The 18,768-nt window shown below is 34.9% G+C and carries 18 protein-coding genes and 1 riboswitch; of the genes, 5 read left to right on the top strand and 13 right to left on the bottom strand.

The annotated features are described in order from the left end of the window. Positions 1 to 25 precede the first annotated feature (25 nt). Positions 26 to 874, bottom strand: coding sequence for a transporter substrate-binding domain-containing protein (locus tag BLR36_RS13985; RefSeq protein ID WP_093062373.1), 849 nt, complete (start codon positions 872 to 874; stop codon positions 26 to 28). 126 nt (positions 875 to 1,000) lie between these two features. After that, positions 1,001 to 1,184: riboswitch (Lysine riboswitch) on the bottom strand. A gap of 190 nt (positions 1,185 to 1,374) precedes the next feature. Between BLR36_RS13985 and BLR36_RS13980 the strand changes: the two genes are divergently transcribed. Next, positions 1,375 to 2,775: a purine-cytosine permease family protein gene (locus tag BLR36_RS13980; RefSeq protein WP_093062372.1), complete on the top strand. Its 1,401-nt coding sequence runs from the start codon at positions 1,375 to 1,377 to the stop codon at positions 2,773 to 2,775. Between the two features lie 225 nt (positions 2,776 to 3,000). On the opposite strand, the gene BLR36_RS13975 is transcribed toward BLR36_RS13980, so the two are convergent. After that, positions 3,001 to 3,165, bottom strand: coding sequence for a YvrJ family protein (locus BLR36_RS13975; RefSeq protein WP_093062371.1), 165 nt, complete (start codon positions 3,163 to 3,165; stop codon positions 3,001 to 3,003). A gap of 443 nt (positions 3,166 to 3,608) precedes the next feature. Between BLR36_RS13975 and BLR36_RS13970 the strand changes: the two genes are divergently transcribed. Beyond that, positions 3,609 to 4,913 carry a helix-turn-helix domain-containing protein gene (locus tag BLR36_RS13970; RefSeq protein WP_093062370.1) on the top strand — a complete coding sequence of 435 codons (1,305 nt, stop codon included), beginning with the start codon at positions 3,609 to 3,611 and terminating at the stop codon, positions 4,911 to 4,913. Positions 4,914 to 5,195: 282 nt separating this feature from the next. Here the strand turns inward: BLR36_RS13970 and gltP are convergent, their stop codons facing one another. The 3 genes from gltP to BLR36_RS13955 all read right to left on the bottom strand — a co-directional run bounded on the left by gltP (position 5,196) and on the right by BLR36_RS13955 (position 8,752). Further along, positions 5,196 to 6,476 (bottom strand): glutamate/aspartate:proton symporter GltP, encoded by a 1,281-nt coding sequence (gene gltP / locus BLR36_RS13965; RefSeq protein WP_093062369.1) that lies wholly within the window; start codon positions 6,474 to 6,476, stop codon positions 5,196 to 5,198. A 122-nt stretch (positions 6,477 to 6,598) separates the two neighbouring features. After that, complete coding sequence (locus tag BLR36_RS13960) at positions 6,599 to 7,483, bottom strand: response regulator (RefSeq protein ID WP_093062368.1); 885 nt, start codon at positions 7,481 to 7,483, stop codon at positions 6,599 to 6,601. 9 nt (positions 7,484 to 7,492) lie between these two features. Further along, positions 7,493 to 8,752 carry a sensor histidine kinase gene (locus BLR36_RS13955; protein WP_093062367.1) on the bottom strand — a complete coding sequence of 420 codons (1,260 nt, stop codon included), beginning with the start codon at positions 8,750 to 8,752 and terminating at the stop codon, positions 7,493 to 7,495. 138 nt (positions 8,753 to 8,890) lie between these two features. Between BLR36_RS13955 and pgeF the strand changes: the two genes are divergently transcribed. Both pgeF and BLR36_RS13945 read left to right on the top strand, forming a co-directional pair. After that, positions 8,891 to 9,652 (top strand): peptidoglycan editing factor PgeF, encoded by a 762-nt coding sequence (gene pgeF, locus BLR36_RS13950; protein WP_093062366.1) that lies wholly within the window; start codon positions 8,891 to 8,893, stop codon positions 9,650 to 9,652. A gap of 429 nt (positions 9,653 to 10,081) precedes the next feature. After that, positions 10,082 to 11,272 carry a M14 family metallopeptidase gene (locus BLR36_RS13945; RefSeq protein WP_093062365.1) on the top strand — a complete coding sequence of 397 codons (1,191 nt, stop codon included), beginning with the start codon at positions 10,082 to 10,084 and terminating at the stop codon, positions 11,270 to 11,272. A gap of 125 nt (positions 11,273 to 11,397) precedes the next feature. Here the strand turns inward: BLR36_RS13945 and BLR36_RS13940 are convergent, their stop codons facing one another. Genes BLR36_RS13940 through BLR36_RS13930 form a run of 3 tightly spaced genes read right to left on the bottom strand, consistent with a single transcriptional unit; the run spans position 11,398 to position 13,320 of the window. After that, the gene (locus BLR36_RS13940; protein WP_093062364.1) at positions 11,398 to 12,204 is read right to left on the bottom strand and encodes an aminoglycoside adenylyltransferase domain-containing protein; all 807 of its coding nucleotides are present in this window, start codon (positions 12,202 to 12,204) and stop codon (positions 11,398 to 11,400) included. A 35-nt stretch (positions 12,205 to 12,239) separates the two neighbouring features. Beyond that, positions 12,240 to 12,773, bottom strand: a complete 534-nt coding sequence (locus tag BLR36_RS13935; protein ID WP_093062363.1) for a GrpB family protein — start codon at positions 12,771 to 12,773, stop codon at positions 12,240 to 12,242. 40 nt (positions 12,774 to 12,813) lie between these two features. Continuing rightward, positions 12,814 to 13,320, bottom strand: coding sequence for an NUDIX hydrolase (locus tag BLR36_RS13930; protein WP_093062362.1), 507 nt, complete (start codon positions 13,318 to 13,320; stop codon positions 12,814 to 12,816). Between the two features lie 201 nt (positions 13,321 to 13,521). On the opposite strand from BLR36_RS13930, the gene BLR36_RS13925 reads away from it, so the two are divergent. After that, positions 13,522 to 14,055: an ECF transporter S component gene (locus tag BLR36_RS13925; RefSeq protein WP_093062361.1), complete on the top strand. Its 534-nt coding sequence runs from the start codon at positions 13,522 to 13,524 to the stop codon at positions 14,053 to 14,055. A gap of 185 nt (positions 14,056 to 14,240) precedes the next feature. Here BLR36_RS13925 and BLR36_RS13920 read toward each other — a convergent pair whose 3' ends face one another. The 5 genes from BLR36_RS13920 to BLR36_RS13900 form a co-directional block, all read right to left on the bottom strand. Continuing rightward, positions 14,241 to 14,465 (bottom strand): DUF1540 domain-containing protein, encoded by a 225-nt coding sequence (locus BLR36_RS13920; RefSeq protein ID WP_093062360.1) that lies wholly within the window; start codon positions 14,463 to 14,465, stop codon positions 14,241 to 14,243. A gap of 195 nt (positions 14,466 to 14,660) precedes the next feature. Then, positions 14,661 to 16,163: a malate:quinone oxidoreductase gene (locus BLR36_RS13915; RefSeq protein ID WP_093062359.1), complete on the bottom strand. Its 1,503-nt coding sequence runs from the start codon at positions 16,161 to 16,163 to the stop codon at positions 14,661 to 14,663. 252 nt (positions 16,164 to 16,415) lie between these two features. Further along, complete coding sequence (locus BLR36_RS13910; RefSeq protein ID WP_093062358.1) at positions 16,416 to 17,240, bottom strand: MetQ/NlpA family ABC transporter substrate-binding protein; 825 nt, start codon at positions 17,238 to 17,240, stop codon at positions 16,416 to 16,418. A gap of 18 nt (positions 17,241 to 17,258) precedes the next feature. Then, complete coding sequence (locus BLR36_RS13905) at positions 17,259 to 17,921, bottom strand: methionine ABC transporter permease (RefSeq protein WP_093062357.1); 663 nt, start codon at positions 17,919 to 17,921, stop codon at positions 17,259 to 17,261. Next, the gene (locus BLR36_RS13900; RefSeq protein WP_093062356.1) at positions 17,914 to 18,663 is read right to left on the bottom strand and encodes a methionine ABC transporter ATP-binding protein; all 750 of its coding nucleotides are present in this window, start codon (positions 18,661 to 18,663) and stop codon (positions 17,914 to 17,916) included. The genes BLR36_RS13905 and BLR36_RS13900 overlap by 8 nt, the downstream gene beginning before the upstream one ends. Positions 18,664 to 18,768: the final 105 nt, after the last annotated feature.

The following is an 18,768-nucleotide window of genomic DNA, read 5'->3' as shown; positions in this document are numbered from 1 at the left end:
AGATGCAGCCGGTATCACTTCATCCTTATTCCGCTGCAGGTTGGTTATTAATAGCAGCATCCATAATTTCTTGACGCTCTTCCTCCGAAATTTCAGCTAAAATTTTGTTAATTTCTTCAGTTAACTTACTACCTTTTTTCAATCCTACAGCTACTGCTGTATCCTCTTCTGCTGCTTTAAATCCATCTGTAAACTCTACCATTGCGAAGTTTTTGTTTGCAGAAGAAGCACTAATTCCTTCTGGACGCTCTGATACGTAGCCATCAATTACTCCAGATTCTAAAGCTACACGCATTGCGGAGAAATTATCAGATGCAGGTTGCTTTTGTACATCTTTGATTTGATCAATTACACCATAATGCGAAGTATTAAGCTGACCTGTGATTTTCGCACCGCTGAAATCTTGAATAGAAGTAGCCCCTTCAAAAGGACCACCTTTTTTCACAACCATTACAAAGTTCGATGTATAGTAGTTTTCCGAAAAGTCGATTGTTTGTTTACGTTCTTCTGTAGGTGACATACCTGCTATAATTGCATCAATTTTACCAGATTGTAACGAAGGAACAAGTCCATCCCATTCCGTTTTGACAATTACTAGTTCTTTCCCTAATCCTTCTGCAAGGCGTTTAGCAATTTCTACATCATATCCACCAGCATACTCTGCATTTCCATCAATCTTCACTCCGCCATTAGAGTCATCTAGTTGAGTCCAGTTAAATGGTGCGTAACCAGCTTCTAATCCTACTGTAAATGTATTAGCAGCTTCCTTAGAATCAGACGAGGATCCTGAAGTTTTTGTATCATCTGTTCCACATGCCGCTAATAACAATAATATAGATGCGAATATGGATAAAAATATTATTCTCTTATTCATTCTAATTGCTCCCTTTTTGATTAATATATGTTCTTATCTATAAAAAAAGACAACTTGTACAAAAAAAGACCTGAGATGAACTCAGGTCGCAATATGTATAGTTGCCCTAAATCCTCTACTTTTCCCAAATGAGATAGCACACCATTATAAACCGGGATGTTTATAGTGGACAGTCCTGCAATTATTCATTGCAGACCCAGCAAGCAATACCGAGAAATATTACAAACTTCGGCGACATCTCCTTCTCCCTAGCATCATAGCTTCTCAAACTTCACTAAGGACTGTTAAATATCGCGCCTCTACCTCACTATACTAAGTGAGGTCGTATTCAATTATGTTTCATAGTCTACAATATACATATATATCTGTCAACTGCTAAAAAATTAATATTTAGCTAGGTATATGTTATAATGATTAGTGGCAATATAAAAAAAAGGAAAATTAATTGTTATTGCGTCTTTTCGCATTAATAATTATTTTTTTTATTAGGAGTTGATATTATGGGATCTGTCGAACTTACAGATCACAAAGTTACAGAAGAAATAGACAAAGACTATTCATTAGAGAAGGTGCCCCGTAGCCAAAGAAATATGGGTTGGTTAAGTATAACCAATATTACATTAGGAATAGCAACTGCCATTTTTTACTTTCAAATGGGCAGTGTAATGGCTCTTCAGTTTGGAGCAATAAATGCTATTATCTCCTCCATCTATGCAATAATAGTTGCCGGCATATTAGGAACCTTTATTGCTTACTTATCTGCCAAATCTGGTATGAATGTTAATCTACTTTCCAGAGGAGGAGGATTTGGATATATAGGTGCTTCCTTAACGTCCTTCCTCTACGCCACTAACTTTATTATGTATTGCGCATTTGAAGGTCTCATTTTAGTTTCTGCGGTCCACACCTTCTTCCCTAATCTTCATGAATGGGCATTAATTATATTCTTCGGGTTTATCGTTATACCCCTTAACTGGTTTGGAATCAAACAACTGGATAGAATACAAAAATGGTCCCTACCAATATTTGTTGTTTTCTTAATAGTAGCTATTGCTATATCGTTTAATACCCCTTCTGTATTTGACGGACCATTTTGGACTTATCTACCGGAAGGAGTTCAAGTTGGAGGACAAGCTTTACTTTTATGTATAGGAGTTCAACATGGAATAATGGGTCTAACAGCCTTAATAGCTTCTGACTATGCACGTTTTTTAAAACCGAAAGATATAAAAGTCGGATCTGTTGCAATCGGTTTCGTTCCTCAAATCATCTGTTTCGGGATTATGGGCGGTCTAGGCATATGGTTTGGTGTTCGCTTAGGAGAACCGAATCCAGGTGTTTATATTGTCATGCTTCTCGGCATCGGTGGAGCATTATTCACTATGTTAACCCAATTACGTATAAATATTACCAATATATATAGCAGTTCCTTATCTTTATCTAACTTCTTCGAAAACATATTTAAATTTACTCCTGGTCGCCGTTTTTGGGTTGTCGTAAGCGGAATTAGTGCAATAATTCTTATGCTTGGAGGAATTGTTGATCACTTAGATACCGCTATGACGTTTCAAGGTGTATTTTTACTTGCATGGGCGGCAGTATTAGTTACCGATGCATTGGTCGTTAAAAAAGCATTGAAAATTGGTAAGGGCTATTATGAGGATCGCCAAGAGTATTTATACAAATGGAATCCCGTTGGAGTTGTATCTCTAATTGTATCTAGTATCCTAGGCACATTTGCAGCACTAGGTTATATGGGATCATTTTTACAAAGTACCGCTGCTTTCTTTGCAGCTATTCTAGCAGCAATTCTTACAGTTGTTATTGCGGTAGCAACAAAAGGTAAGTATTATAGTAAAGGTTCTGCAGATGATATTCCAAAAGAAGACTATATTGCCTAAGAATAAAATTACTTCTTCTAATTTAGTAAACCCCTAAATAATAAATCAAAAATATACTCATTATTGACAATAAAAAAGTAATCCATTTTTGAGTTAACACTCGGGATGGATTACTTTTCACTTCTGTCATTTTCTTTAAAGAAAATTTTAGATGAGTGAAAATTAGCCTAATCTAGTTTTCAATTTATATGATCAACAGGACATCAATTCATTCCGTGTTACACTTCACTTTCTTTTTTCTATACTATTGTTAACAACATTTGCTATATTGTGAATGGTATTTTCAAGAGAGTCTATTTTATTTTCAAATCGATGCAATAAATAAATAGTGACTACAATGGGAAATCCAAAGTTTCCAATTAATTGTACGATGTTTTCCTCCCCGATCATGTGTATCCCCCTTTCCTTTTTATTTACCATTCCTCAAGCTATTGACATACCCGTTGAGTAAAACCTAGTACATTAAAAAACTCACTTGTCCAAAAAAGAAGAAAAGTTGTACCAAATGTTCATCCCTGCATTCCTCCGATTAAAATATTTAATATTTATTAGATTATACTAAATTTTTATTATTTTTAGAATAATTATAAATTGGGAAATCCACTTTAATCTCTTCCATTATTGATATATAAATCAATCAACTTTCCTGAATCCAAGAAATTTTATTATTTCTTAATAAAAATTGGATAATTATTATGCTTATATTCTACAGTCTTCTATTAATTTCTTTGTTTTTCTCCAATTTGTTAGTCGTATTGAGTCGAACGATTGAAAAAGGATATTTTGTTTTTTTCTAGAATTAGTACATTACTAATTCATAAGGGGTGAAGAAAATGAGTAGTATAGGTCATATAATAAAATCAGAAAGAATCAACCAAAGTATGAAACAAACGACATTGGCCAAGGGAATCTGCTCTACATCCTACTTAAGCAAAATAGAAAATAATTTGACTGTTCCAAGTGAAGAAGTAATAACGTTTTTACTAAAAAAACTAAATATAGAAATAGATCGAGTATCCAGTGAAAAGGAAAATATAGTGTTAGCATCATTATCTGAATTGTACAAAATGGGAGTTTTAAAGAGGGACAAAAAATTTATAAGAGAATCCTTGAAAAAATTCACAAATCAAAAACTACATTTTTTACAGTTAAATAATTATTACAGTTATCACCTTTATCTATTTCGTCTCCTATTAATACTAGGTGACGAAAAGGATAATTTACAATCCGCCTATAATGTTATTGTAAAAATAGGAGATGATATGGGTGAAAAACAAAGGTTTATTAAGAATCTGAATTTGGGCATTTATAGTTATTTGGAGGGAGACTCTCAAGTTGCATTAAGTCGATTAGAAATGTCTTTAGAATTGGTAAATAGCGGAATAAATGAAGAATGGGAAATAGCAGATTTTTATAATGTACTAAGCTTAACCTACACTAAATGTAATGAATTTTATAATGCAATAAATTACGCATCAAAATCATTACTTTATTATAAAGACAATCTTTTATTTGAAAGAGCAATCGATAATTATATCGTTATAGGAATTGCACATAAAGAAATGAGAAAATTTCAAGAAGCAGAAAAGAACTATAATTTAGCTAAGAAACTAGCAGAAGATTATAGACTGATTAATTATGAGGAGGTGATCTATCAAAATTTAGGTTCATTATATGCAATTCAAGGGAGTCACGAAAAAGCAATTGAGTTTTATAAGCATAGTTTAAAAGTTAAAGAAGAGGATTGTAACGCCGAAGGGTATTTACTAACCATTCTATCTATTATAAAAGAGTATTCCAAACAGTCTAATCATCAACAGGTCCTCAAATGGTGTAAGAAAGGCTTAGACAAAATACTGGAAGAAAAAAACTCTACAAAAGAATATATTTCCTATTATTACCACCTAGAAATATATAAGCATTACCACAATTTAACCGAAGAACTTGAAATGGTACTAAGGGAAGCAATAGGTTATTTTGAAAACGAACAAGATGAACGTCACGTTCAAAAGTATTCTATATTATTGGCTGATTACCTTTTTATACATCACAAATTTAAAGCTGCAAGTTTATATTATCAAAAAGCAAATCGGATTCTACTTAAACAAAAATTTATTAATAAATGGGAGGATTTATAAAATGAAAAAAAAGATTGTTTTGCTAACTATATCAAGTATTGTCATCCTCGCTTTGAGCTTTACAACAAACATAAAACAAATGAGTGAAAATGAACTTCCAAGAATTACATCAAATACAATAATTTAAACAAGGTCGAGTAATTAGAGCTGCCAAAAATCAGTATTAAAATGAAGACTTGTCTGAGACGACTGAAAAACCGGCATCCTAATTGGATAGCCGGTTTATTTTTTCTTCTTATTATTGTTTCTATAGTTAAGAACTTACCTTACAAAAGAAAGACATTAAACTGTTTTTTCTAAAGAAAGGTAATACTCTTCCTCTTTTTGTTGATCGAATCGACCTTCCCATTTAGCCATAACAACCGTTGCTAACGCATTCCCTACCACATTAACAACTGTACGAGCCATGTCAAGAAGACGGTCAATTCCAGCGATGAATGCTAGACCTTCAAGTGGGATACCTACCGTTCCTAAAGTAGCTAATAACACAACAAACGATACGCCTGGAACTCCCGCAATACCTTTTGAAGTTACCATAAGAACTAACACTAACGTAACTTGTTGTGAAATACTTAGGTCAATTCCATACATCTGAGCTATGAAGATAGCCGCAATTGCTTGGTATAAAGTAGATCCATCCAAGTTAAATGAATACCCCGTTGGCACTACAAACGACACGATATCCTTTGGTGCTCCGAACTTCTCCATCTTCTCCATTACTTTCGGTAAAACCGTTTCCGAACTTGACGTTGAATATGCTAAAAGGAGTTCATCTTTTAATACTTTCAACAGATGGAATATATTGATACCTACTAATTTGGCAATACCGCCAAGTACAACAAATATAAAGAATATCATTGTTGCATACACGAGAATCATCAACTTACCTAAAGGTAATAAAGACTCTAGACCAAACTTAGAAACAGTCACTCCTATTAGAGCAAAAACTCCAAAAGGAGCAAACCTCATAATAAGATTGGTAACCCAGAACATCGCATCTGCAGTTCCTTGGAAGAAAGCTAGTACTGGCCTTCCTTTCTCCCCAATTGCTGCTATACCTAATCCAAATAATACAGAGAAGAAGATAATAGGAAGCATTTCTCCTGCTGCCATCGCTTCCACAATATTATCGGGAACTATTCCTACAATAATATCCAATATTCCGTGGTCCTCTTTTTGCACTTGCTCAGTTGTTTGAACATATTGATCGATATCACCTTTTGCAAGGTTAGACATATCTACCCCATCGCCTGGTTGGAAAATATTCGCTGCAAATAATCCAACGATAATCGCAAACGTTGTCACCACTTCAAAGTATATAAGTGTTTTCCCACCTAATTTACCTAATTGTTTGATATCACCAGTTCCTGCAACACCTAAGATTAATGTTGAAACGATGATTGGAACAACAATCATTTTAATCATATTGATAAACATGGTCCCTATTGGCTGCAAATATTTTTCTACTGAAGGATTTCCAAAGAAAACTGCACCCACAATAATCCCTAGGATTAGACCTACTAATATTTGATATGCTAATGTAAACTTAAACTTTCTTTTCATATTAAGCTATCCCTCCTAGTTTGTAAGCGCTTTCCGCATGTGAATTAACTTAAAAACTATATTAAAGATAACTTACGAAATCCTACTAAATCCTACAAACCTTTTATTAAAGTTAGGTTTTTTTAAATATTCTTATAGCTTTCTAGCACTTCTAAATATAAAACCTGTATAAACTTCTTAATATTGACCTTTATCTTAGAAGAATTTAATCGATTCTCTCCTACCTCAATCATCAATTTTCGAATTTCTTGATATTCAAAATATCGCGGTGCATAATGCTCAAACTCTCTACTTGTATAGTCGATAGAACCAATTGTAGCAATATGTTGGATTGCAGCTAATATAGTTCTTCGAAGTCTTTGCTCAATTGCTTTCATTTCTTTTTTTATATCTTCTGCATTTTGTCTCTTCGCTAGAGATTCGTATATATCTATTAAAGGCGGAAAAGTGTTCGGCTCATTGTTTTTGTAGACGAGCATTTCTATTATCTCTTTTAGATCATTGCTGCCTACTTCACTCATTATCCCCATGTCACTTAGCTTAGTTCTAACTATTTCACCCACGTTTTGCTTTTTAAGAGCTGGCTTTGCAGTAGTAAAGCTTGCCAAAGATTCTTTTATCGTTAAAAGTGAATCCCTTAATCGGTATTGTTCTGCTGTTTTCTGTAATATAGTTTGAACCTCTACCTTATTAATTGGTTTATGTATAAAAAACTCAATACCTTTTTTATAGGCTTCTCCTACCATTTCTTTATTTACAATTTGAGAAATCATTATAAACTGACCTTCGAATCCTTGACTTTTTAATTTTTCAATTGTTTCTATTCCATCTAAATCTGGCATTAGAAAGTCAATCAGGACTATATCTGGTAACGTACTAAGTATAGGAGCTATACTTTTCTCACCGTTTTCTGCTTCCCCAATAACTAACCCTAACTCGCCGTCCACTATAATTTTTTTTAGCATCATTCGACTTGCTGAATCATCATCTACAATATAATAACGCACTATTTCTCCTCACCTTCTTATGTTTTTCGTTGGAATATTTATTTTAAAAACAGCACCTTTTTCAGATGATTCAATTTGTACTTTGCCTCCCAATGTAGTAATAATTTCTTTTGCATGTGAAAGCCCAATCCCTGTGGCAGCTACTCCGGATTCATTAAACTTTGTCGTGTAGCCTGGTTCAAAGACAATTTCCTGATCATCCATAGATATACCTTTTCCAGTATCTTTGATAATAAACCATGTTTTGTCTGACTCTTCATAAACGTCTATATTAATCTCACCAGTAGATGAAATAGCTTCTACTGCATTTGCACATATATTATTCAATAGTGCCAACAACGGAATTTGTTGCTCTGTCTCAAAATCGATCGAAAAAGTACATTGAATAACAATTTCTTTCTTTAGTAATTCGCTGTATTTTTCGTTCGCTTGAGTAACAAGCTTTACAACCTCTGAAAGAAAATAGTACTTTTCTCTTTTAACTTTTGTGATTTTCTGCAGTCCTGCTAAAATACGTTGTGAATCCTTCTTAACCTCATGAATTTCCTGGGCAATCTTCAAAGCTTGGGTACTTAAAGCAAGATGCTCCTGACTTTTTAATTTACGATATAAATCATGGCTAGAGGCAGTAATTTGCTCAATATGATTCATCGATTTTTGTAGATAAAGTGTTTCCGCGTATAAATTCGAGCCAACCTCTAACATTTCTTGCACACGTTTATTTTGTTCCATCATGACAATAGAACTATATAAACCTACTACAAAGTAACTTCGAAAAATGGCTACTAATGCTAATAACATCCATTCTTGAAACTCAAAATGTAAATTGCCCAATAACAAATAACGAACAATATGCTCCACACTATTCGCTGTAAACTCCAATGCCGCGGCAATCGCTCCCAGATGTAGAGGGGTCTTTTTGAATCGTTCTAAACGTATAACACTTAAACCAGCTCCAAATAGTAAATAAAATAAAAAAGCGGGTAAATGATTTCCTAGTATTAACCAAAAAGCATCTCCTGTAATTATCATATCTTCCACAATACGTACAATTACAACAACAACTCCAGTTAAAAAACCAGTTAAGATATAAGATGTCGGCTGAAATATTAACAGAAGAAAGAAAAAAGCAGCACTTCCTAATCCAAAACGGAAATCCTCGCCATTAAAGGGAATTACTTTAAACTCGCTAGCAATTACAGTGATTAATATTGTTAAAATCAGTACACTCCATTTATTGGTGACTAACTGATGTCTTTTAAAAACCATAAAACTCTCCTATAGTGGATGTATTTAATAGTATGAGTATAACATTATCAGCTCAACTATAGACGTAGACCATATTGGTCACATTGTATTTTCTATACATTTAAATCACACTCATATATAGTGAATTTAGGTGATGATATGAATATAAAAATGTATGTAAACAATGAAAAGATAATAGCAGGAATGACAATGAAGGACAGAGAAGAATTAGAACAGGGAAATATGGCCCTTCATGTGTGTCTAAATACAGAGTACGTTTTAGAAAACCGAAAAAAATTAGCAACTTCTCTATCTAGTGAGATCGATAATTTTGTTTGTGCCAATCAAACTCATAGTGATCATTTTCATCGAGTAATACTTGAAGATAAGGGACGTGGTGCCAAAACGAAGGATACCGTAATACCTGATACAGATGCCTTGTATACTTTTGAACCAAATATTATACTATCTAGCTTTACCGCAGATTGTGTTCCAGTTTTCCTTTACAACAATGTGAATGGTCTTATTGGTGTCGTTCACTCTGGCTGGCAAGGGACGATAAAAGAAATTACCCCGAAGCTGTTCAACCATCTAATAGAGGTGGAAAATTGTAATCCAGGTGACTTCCACGTTCAAATAGGAGCTGCGCTAAGCCAAGAGAAATTCGAGGTCGATGAGGATGTCTATGTAAAATTTAAAAACTTAGGCTATGCCAATGACTTTATATATTATAAGGAATCTACGAACAAATATCATATTGACAACCAACTGACTGTGAAAAAGCAATGCGAGCTTGCAGGAATCCCTTCGGACCAAATTACGATTGACCCTACCTGTACATTTTTGAGCCCAGATGGATTTTCTTATCGAGAGGATAAACAAGCAGGAAGGCATTTGAGCTTTATTATGAGAAAAGAATAATCGTCTAAAGGAGGCTGGGACAAAACCCACCTCAAAATTAAAGCAGTTCCAATTTTACGATGGAGTAAAATTGGAACTGCTTTATTTTATGTCTACTTCGTAGCCGTTGTTCTCCGTTACGGCGGACGCTTTCCTGGGGGGACGGGTCGAGCCTGTAGTCTCTCCCACGCGCTTGTCCCCTAGGAGTCGCCGCCGTAACGAAGAACAACTAATATTTCTTCTATATCAAGTAAATGGCGGCAAGATCATAAGCTCATACCCAAGTAAAATACAAAAAGTGAAATCGCACACATGATTTCACTTTTTGCATTCATTGAGACCACTTCTGTCTCAGCTTCTTTTATTTAACCCCAAATTACGAGCCTCACTAATTCAGGATTATTTTCATATACTTCTATGATTGATCTTTTCTATGAAAGGAGGAACGACATGGATGTATACGTTAGGTCCGGGGACTCACTTTGGTATTATAGTCAATTATTTAAGATTCCTTTTCAATTATTAATGGATTCTAATCGGAATATTAATCCTCAAATACTATCGGTAGGTGTGCGCATTCAAATTCCGGGATATATTACTACTCCGTATCAAATTAGACCGGGAGACTCCTTATGGTCTATTGGTACTAGTAGAAACCTGCCGCTTGATGCACTTCTTCTTGCTAATCCTTCACTTAATCCAATGCGCTTACAAATCGGACAGACAATTAACGTTCCTTTAAGAGTGACTTGGAGAATTGTGAATGGAAAACAAAATTACGATTTCAGCACGATGATGAGTGATTTGGGGCAATTACAAACTGTTTATCCCTTCTTACAGGTATCTTCTATTGGAAATTCAGTTGAAAATCGGCAAATACCTGAAATTTTAATAGGTAGCGGAGAGGAAAGGGTTCACTATAACGCTTCCTTTCATGCGAATGAATGGATTACGACACCAGTCCTATTAACGTTTTTAAATGATTATGCATTATCCTTAACTAACCAAAAGCCTATTCGAGGGCTTGATACATTTCCTTTATATTTACAAACCTCATTGTCCATAGTTCCAATGGTTAATCCTGATGGAGTGGATCTTGTACAAAATGGGCTGCCCGACGAAAGCCCTTGGCGAAGTAGAGTGATTGCCTGGAACAATGGCAGCACAGATTTTTCAGGATGGAAAGCAAATATCCGAGGTGTAGATTTGAATGATCAATTTCCTGCGAGGTGGGAATTAGAACAAGCACGGAATCCAAAAAGTCCAGGACCGAGAGACTATGGAGGAGAAAGCCCCTTATCTGAGCCCGAAGCAATTGCAATGGCAGATTTGACAAGGAATCGTGATTTTGCTAGAGTGCTAGCATTTCACACACAAGGAGAAGTTATCTATTGGGGATTTGAAAACCTTGAGCCACCAGAGTCCGAAGCAATGGTATTAGAGTTTAGTAGAGTCAGTGGATACGAGCCTGTACAAACCATCGATAGCTACGCTGGCTATAAAGACTGGTTTATCCAGGACTGGCGCAGACCAGGCTTCACTGTTGAACTCGGTACAGGAACAAATCCGCTACCACTTTCCCAATTTGATGAAATTTATGAAGAGGTACTAGGAATATTTTTAGCAGGACTGTATTTATAAGACTTTAAGAAAAACGCTCGTACCTTTATTTTGGAAGTCAGTCGTCGCGACATTATGTCGCGAACTTAGACTGGCCGAACAGCATCATGTGGCTTCGAAAATTGGTTAACCACTTTTTGACTCTGTTAGTTTAACCTGAATAATAGGCTTTTAATAGTTAAGCTTAAATAATCTCTAAATTTTAGTAAATCATTTTTGTCAAAGGTAGCATTCGAGTTCTTATAGGCGTACGCTTCTGCCACCTGCTGAATGAGTGAATGAAACTCTGGTGGAAGATGCGATAACCCCCACTTCGCTGCCTCTTGCTTGGAGGAAATATTCTCTTCTTTTAAGTAACAATAAACTCTAATCAAATTAAGAATACAATAAATAGGGTCATGTTCAATATTATTTAAACAGTCTTCATAATCCGCTAAAATGGAGGTAAGAAAATCTGACTGAGGGACTGCGGGGAAAACACATGTTATTGGCTTTCCTGCTATACAAACACCACGATGATTTAGCACCATAATGTGAGCAGCCAAATCTCCATCCTTTTTTTCATCATTATTCAAATAGAGCTCTGTTCCTTCTTTTATCTCATCTTCATATCTTTTTCGCCAATACTCACTGTAATGGAAATCATAAGGTGTGGGAAAGTTCCAGTTATCCAATTGGGAAACATTTAAAAAGCTAACCTCAATCGGATAAGGATAATTTGAATTCTCTAAACAAAGAACAGCTAACCTTCTCATGGCATCAGTAGTTAGCGGATTTTCAGTTACAATTACTAAATCAATATCACTACTTTCTGGATTAAATCCTCCCATTGCTAGTGAACCATGTAAATAACAACCAATCAACCGGTCGTCTATAATTTTATGTGTCTTAGTTAGTAAATTTGATACAAATACTCTTATTTCCTGAGGACAAGATTCCCACCTGTAGTTCACATTAATCCCCCCTTATTTCAACTTTTCCCGAGTTGTTAACTTTTTGGAAATTTTTTTAAGATTGATTCTATAAAACCTCCTTTTCCCTGCGTGTAAAATTCTCTGTCATTTGTACATCTAGCCAATTCTCTTTTTAAATTTTCATATGCACGGACAGCTTCAATATTCCCCCGTAAATAATCTCTAAAGATTAGATGTCGCTTCAGTTCCTCACTACTTTGAAGACATACATATAGATGATGTTCCATCCAGATTGTACCTTCATTGTCTTTTGGGACATTTTGATTGATTCTGGCAAAGGCTTCCCTGTTCTTAATTCCCAAATCTCCTTCATGATAATAACCTAATTCCTCGAGTCCTTTTATCACGGGAGGAAGGAGGTGTTTATTTTTGATGACGATATCAATATCGATTATTGGTTTAGCGCTCAATCCTTTTACCGATGTGCTACCTACATGTTCTATAGAGAGAATTAGGTCTCCTAATTTCCTTTGATAAATAGAGGATAAACAACGAAATGTATTTTCCCACTCAGAAGTGTATTTCTCTATTTTTATTTTCTTTTCCATAACCTATGTTCCTTTCAGTTTATGAGCCCAGATAAACTTTTTAGTTCCTCCGTTTACTATTTATATTAGAAGCTTCAACTAAAATTTCTTGATATAATTCATTCCACTCGTGGTAATAATCAGCTATTTGGTCTATAGAAAGCAAAATTCTTTGATCAGATTCATACTCTGCATTAAAAGGATACAACTTATCTATATCCATTCTATAGAATATTTGGTAACCGATCTTAGGGTATTTTCCTTTTACATCCCAAAATTGATTTTGTGTATGATCCACAATGATGGATCCAATTAATTGGCAATCACCTGTGACATATCCCTCTTCCATAGCTTCCCTTTTAAAACATTCTTCAGAAGTCTCATTTCCTTCCATATGACCACCTGGAAAATCCCACCCTCTGTGGTTTAAATCTACCAAAAGTATTTGCTCTTTATAAAAACAAAATCCATGCACACTAGTAATAAATTCATATTGGGTAGGATACATTCCCGGTTTCCAAGTTAATTTGACTGTTGCTTCTCCCCACTTTACATAAGTCGTTGTCATATATTTTTTCCCCAATTCTTATAAGACTCGATTGCTTTACCTCTAATCTAATTCGATATTCAATTTAAAAGTCCTCTTACAATGAAAATCAATTAAACTGACCACTATACTTTTCATTAAATTGATACTTTTAAAAACATCAATTCCTTGCTAATGTAATTATTAACTCATACAAATGATTTGAAAAGGAAGGTATTAACAATGCAAAAAACAACAAGTTATTCCCAAGTACGTACTTTTGATTTAATTATTACATCTATGTTAATTGCACTTGTCTTCGTTGCTACGGTCTTATTAAACATTAAATTACCTATCACGGCAAATGGTGGTTTAGTTCACCTTGGTACAGCCGTACTCTTTATGTCTTCTATTTTATTTGGTCCTAAAAAAGGTGCTATTGCTGGGGCAGTTGGAATGGGATTATTCGACTTAGTCGGTCCTTGGATTTTATGGACACCAATTACGGTTTTAGCACGCGGCTTGCAGGGATATATCGTGGGCAAAATTGCTTGGTCGAAGGGGCGTAATGGAAGTAGTTTAGCACTCAATATAATTGCAACTATTGTTTCCATTCCTTTTATGCTAGGTATCTATTATCTTGGTGAAGCAATCATATTTAAAAGTTGGATTGTACCAGCAGCCTCTATTCCTGGAAACATTGTCCAAAATGTTGTTGGACTTTGTGTAGCCATTCCAGTTTGTGTAGTACTGAAAAAAATTCCGTATTTTAAATAGGTAACGTAAAGAAGAGTGCTCGGTACTTTGAGCATTCTTCTTTTTTGATAGATCTGTTTATTAATTTACCTATAAAAAGGGACTAAAGAGATTATTCCCTTTAGTCCCTTCATCCCAATGTTTAGATCAATGCTGCCAATATGTTACCTATTCGATTAGACACTATTTTAGCATTAAAACTAATACTATTTTCTGCCTTCATCTTTAGATTTAAATGTTTTACAGCATGTATCTGCAGAATGACTTGCTTCTGCAGAAATAGAGCGGTAATCAAATTCAGAAGCAAATTCTGTACTTTTGTGGTTTGCATGGTAATCCATATCTATTTCAATTTTTTCTGCTCCACAAACATTTCCTTTTGCATGGAAAATACAATTTGATACTGCACATTTCACTTCTACATTTGGCATAACTGTCCTCCTTATTGAGATATCTTAAGAAATACAAAAAATGTACTCCTCATAGATTATCTTGTCCAATTCAACGATATTAATTTATATAAGAAGTTTTTTACTGTGATGGTCCTAGAAATCAAAAAAGAATCTTTAATCTATCTTTGGACAGATTAAAGATTCTACTTTTTTTAATAAAGTCAATTTAAAGAATTAACTATAGACACGCTCTTGTTTGTTTAGTCCAAGTATTTCTGCAGTGGAAGCATGAACTTCTTGCAGAAGCTCTGGGTTTTCCATTAACGAAACGCCGTAAGAAGGAATCATTTCTTTAATTTTTGGTTCCCACTCATCAATATGTTGTGGGAAACATCTAGTTAGTATCTCAATCATAGCTTGTACAGCAGTTGAAGCACCTGGAGAGGCTCCTAAAAGGGCAGCGATCGAACCATCAGCTGCAGTAACAATTTCCGTACCAAATTGTAGCGTTCCTTTACCACCGGTCTCTGTATCTTTAATAACTTGTACACGCTGACCAGCTACTACTGTATCCCAATCCTCTAATTTCGCTGTCGGGATAAACTCTCGTAATTCTTCAATACGTTTTTCTTTTGATAGCATAACTTGCTGTATCAAGTATTTTGTTAAAGACATTTCTTTTGCCCCAGCTGCTAGCATCGTTGTTAGGTTATCAGGTTTAACGGAAGTCACTAAATCCAACATCGAACCTGTTTTTAAAAACTTTGGTGAGAAACCAGCAAATGGTCCAAATAATAATGATTTTTTATTGTCAATAAATCTTGTATCAAGATGCGGCACGGACATTGGTGGAGCACCGACTTTAGCTTTTCCATATACTTTTGCATGGTGCTGCTCGACAATTTCCGGCTTGTTACATACTAAAAATAGTCCACTTACCGGGAATCCTCCAATATGCTTTCCTTCAGGAATACCAGACTTTTGTAGCAAATGAAGACTTCCGCCTCCACCTCCGATGAATACGAATTTAGCAGTATGATATTCAATTTTACCTTCTGCCTCATTCTTCACTTTCACTTCCCACTTGCCATCATTCGTTCTTTTAAGATTTTCCACACTATGACTGTAATTTATATCAACGTTTTGTTTTTTTAGATGCTCAAGCAGCATACGTGTTAATGCTCCGAAGTTAACATCTGTTCCAGTGTCAATTTTAGTAGCTGCAATGACATCGGTTTCTGGACGATTTTGCATAATAAGCGGAATCCATTCTTTTAGTTTTTCTGGATCATCCGAAAACTCCATTCCTTCGAATAGAGGATTGTTAGACATCGCTTCAAAACGTTTCTTTAAAAAAGCTACGTTATCTTCCCCTTGCACCATACTCATATGAGGCAATGACATAATAAAGTCACTTGGTTTTTTTAGTAGCCCACTTTTTACTAGATGGGACCAAAACTGCATAGAAAGTTGGAACTGTTCATTTATGTTGATCGCTTTATTAATATTTATAGATCCATCTGGATTAGCTGAAGTGTAATTTAACTCACACAGTGCTGCATGCCCTGTTCCGGCATTATTCCATTCGTTAGAACTTTCTTCTCCTGCTTTATCCAGTTTCTCAAATACTTTAATTTTCCACTCTGGTTTTAGTTCTTTCAATAATGTTCCCAAAGTAGCACTCATAATTCCGGCACCTATTAAGATAACTTCTGTTTCTGTTTCTATCTTGTTCATATTAACCTTCCTTACTCCGTATATTTGTATAAAGGATGTATACTACTTAGGCATAACAATATGTCAAGTTGAATTACAGGAATACATCTTTTTTATTTCTATTATAACCATAGCATAGATTATCAAATTTTATTGATAATATATATTCTATTATCTGTTAATTATAAGCTATTTGTAAGCGATTTAAAAGTCATACTTATTCATACAAAAGAGCCATTCTCATTGAAAACAATTAGAATAGCTCTTTTTATATTAAAATGCTGGAATGGCAGTTTCATCATAATTTTTTTCTAAAAACTCGCGTACCTCTGGACTTGTCATAGCTTCAGCAAGCTTTTTAATAGCTTCTGAATCCTTGTTATCTTTACGTGCTACTAGAGTAATGGCAAAGTCATTATCGTCTCCTTCAGTGATAAGAGCATCACTTTTTGGCGTCAGATTAAGTGGTGCAGCATAAGCAGGTGTCATTACTACTGCATCTGCATCATCATACATTCTCGCCAACATTAACAAGTCTACTTCCTCAAACTTATAGTTTTTTGGATTTTCCACAATATCAGCTTTTGTATAGTAGGGACCTGTTTTCTCTTTTAAAGTTATCACATTATGTTGAGCTAACAATGCTAATGAACGATCTATATTTGAAACGTCATTCGCAATAGCGATAACGGCTTCCTCCGGTAATTCATCCATCGAATTGTATTCTTTAGAATAGGTACCATAATTAGCAAAATAGATTGGTACAATTGGAACTAGTTCTGCATCATTATTTCTATTGAATTCCTCCATATAAGGAACGTGTTGAAAGAAGTTCACGTCTACTTCACCTGCCGCAAGAGCACTGTTAGGTTGAACATTATCCCCTAATACAACAATTTCAAGATCAATAGATTCCGCTGCTAATTTTGGTTTAACAAGCTCTAAGATCTCTGTCATTGGGGGAATTAATGATGCTACTTTTAATGTTACTTCTTCTTGAACCTTATCTTCACTACCTTTATCCTTAGCCTCTTTCTCTTGACCACAACCAGCTAAAATTAATATTAGCATTGTTATTAGAAATATTATTTTCTTCATTTTATTTCCTCCTATTACTTATCTTTTATCAATCACTCTTGATACAGTTGTTCCAATAAACTGAATGAGCTGTACTAGGATGACCATAATGATAATCATATAAATCATTAATTCTGTTTTAAATTGTTGATATCCGTATCGAATGGCAAAGTCTCCTATACCACCGCCTCCAACCACTCCCATGATGGTCGAATATGATATAAAACTAATAATGGATGTTGTTAATCCAAGAACAAGTCCCGAACGAGCCTCCACGTAAAGAAACTTAAAAACAACCTCCTTAACTGAAGCACCCATTGATATAGCAGCTTCCATTACCCCTCTTGGTACATCCAATAGAGACTGCTCGACTAATCTAGAGTAATGCGCAATGGCTATTATTGATAATGGAACAGTTGCAGCCGTTGTGCCAATGGCTGTCCCAATGATTAACCTTGTAAAAGGGATCAAAAAAACAACTAATAATAAAAATGGAAAAGAACGGGTTATATTAACTAATAAATTTAAAGTTGAAAAAATAAACCGATTCTCAAGTACTTGCCCCTTCTTACAAAGGAAAAGCAAGGTCCCTACTGGGAGACCAACTAGAATAGCAGCTAAAATAGATACACCAACCATTACAAAGGTTTCTCCAATTGACACCCATATTTCAGCTTCGTACTGAACTAATATATCAGGCATTGACCTTCCCACCATCCTTTATTAGTTGTTCTACAAAGTAACTTGGGCTATTGTTTATATTTTGAATCCTTTTTGGTTCAATTAATACGGTGTTATAGATTTCTCCAGCTGCCATTACAGTTACTCTATTACATATGCTTTTAATCACTTCCATCTCATGACTAACAATGACAATTGTAACACCAAGGCTTTTACTAATATTTTCCAGTACTGATAATATTTCAGCGGTTGTATTAGGATCTAGAGAGGATGTGGGTTCATCACATAACAAAACTTGCGGATTATTCGCTAAAGCCCTTGCAATTGCAACTCGCTGCTTTTGTCCGCCACTTAACTGCGCTGGATATTGTTCTATTAAATTCTCCAAACCAACAAATTGAAGACACTCTAGCACGCGACTTTTTTGTTCTTTCTTTGGAATGTTAGCCAGCTCTAAGGAAACGGCAACATTTTCATAAACAGTTTTATTTGCCACTAAATTAAAATGCTGAAAAATCATACCAATTTTTTTTCGTGCCTGTCGAAGCTCCTTGCTGCTCAAATTGGTTAACCTTTGACCATTCACTTCTACTTCCCCATCATCTGGCATTTCCAACAAATTCATTAGTCGCAATAAAGTGGATTTTCCTGCTCCACTTGCCCCTATAATTCCGTGAATCTCGCCTTTATCTATCGTTAAAGACACAGATTTAATGGCTTGGAATGTTGAAAAACTTTTACTGACATTATGTAATTTAATCACAAAAAAACCCCTTTCAAATAGTTAAAGGGTGATTACAACGTTTTTAATTATAGCCTAATATAGTTTTAATGTCATTTTGCAGATATTTCCGGATAATCTAAGTCA

The sequence above is a fragment of the Psychrobacillus sp. OK028 genome, from assembly GCF_900103605.1.
Classification (GTDB): Bacteria; Bacillota; Bacilli; order Bacillales_A; family Planococcaceae; genus Psychrobacillus.
Note: the sequence above shows the minus strand (reverse complement) of the source record. Positions and strands in the feature narration are given on the sequence as shown.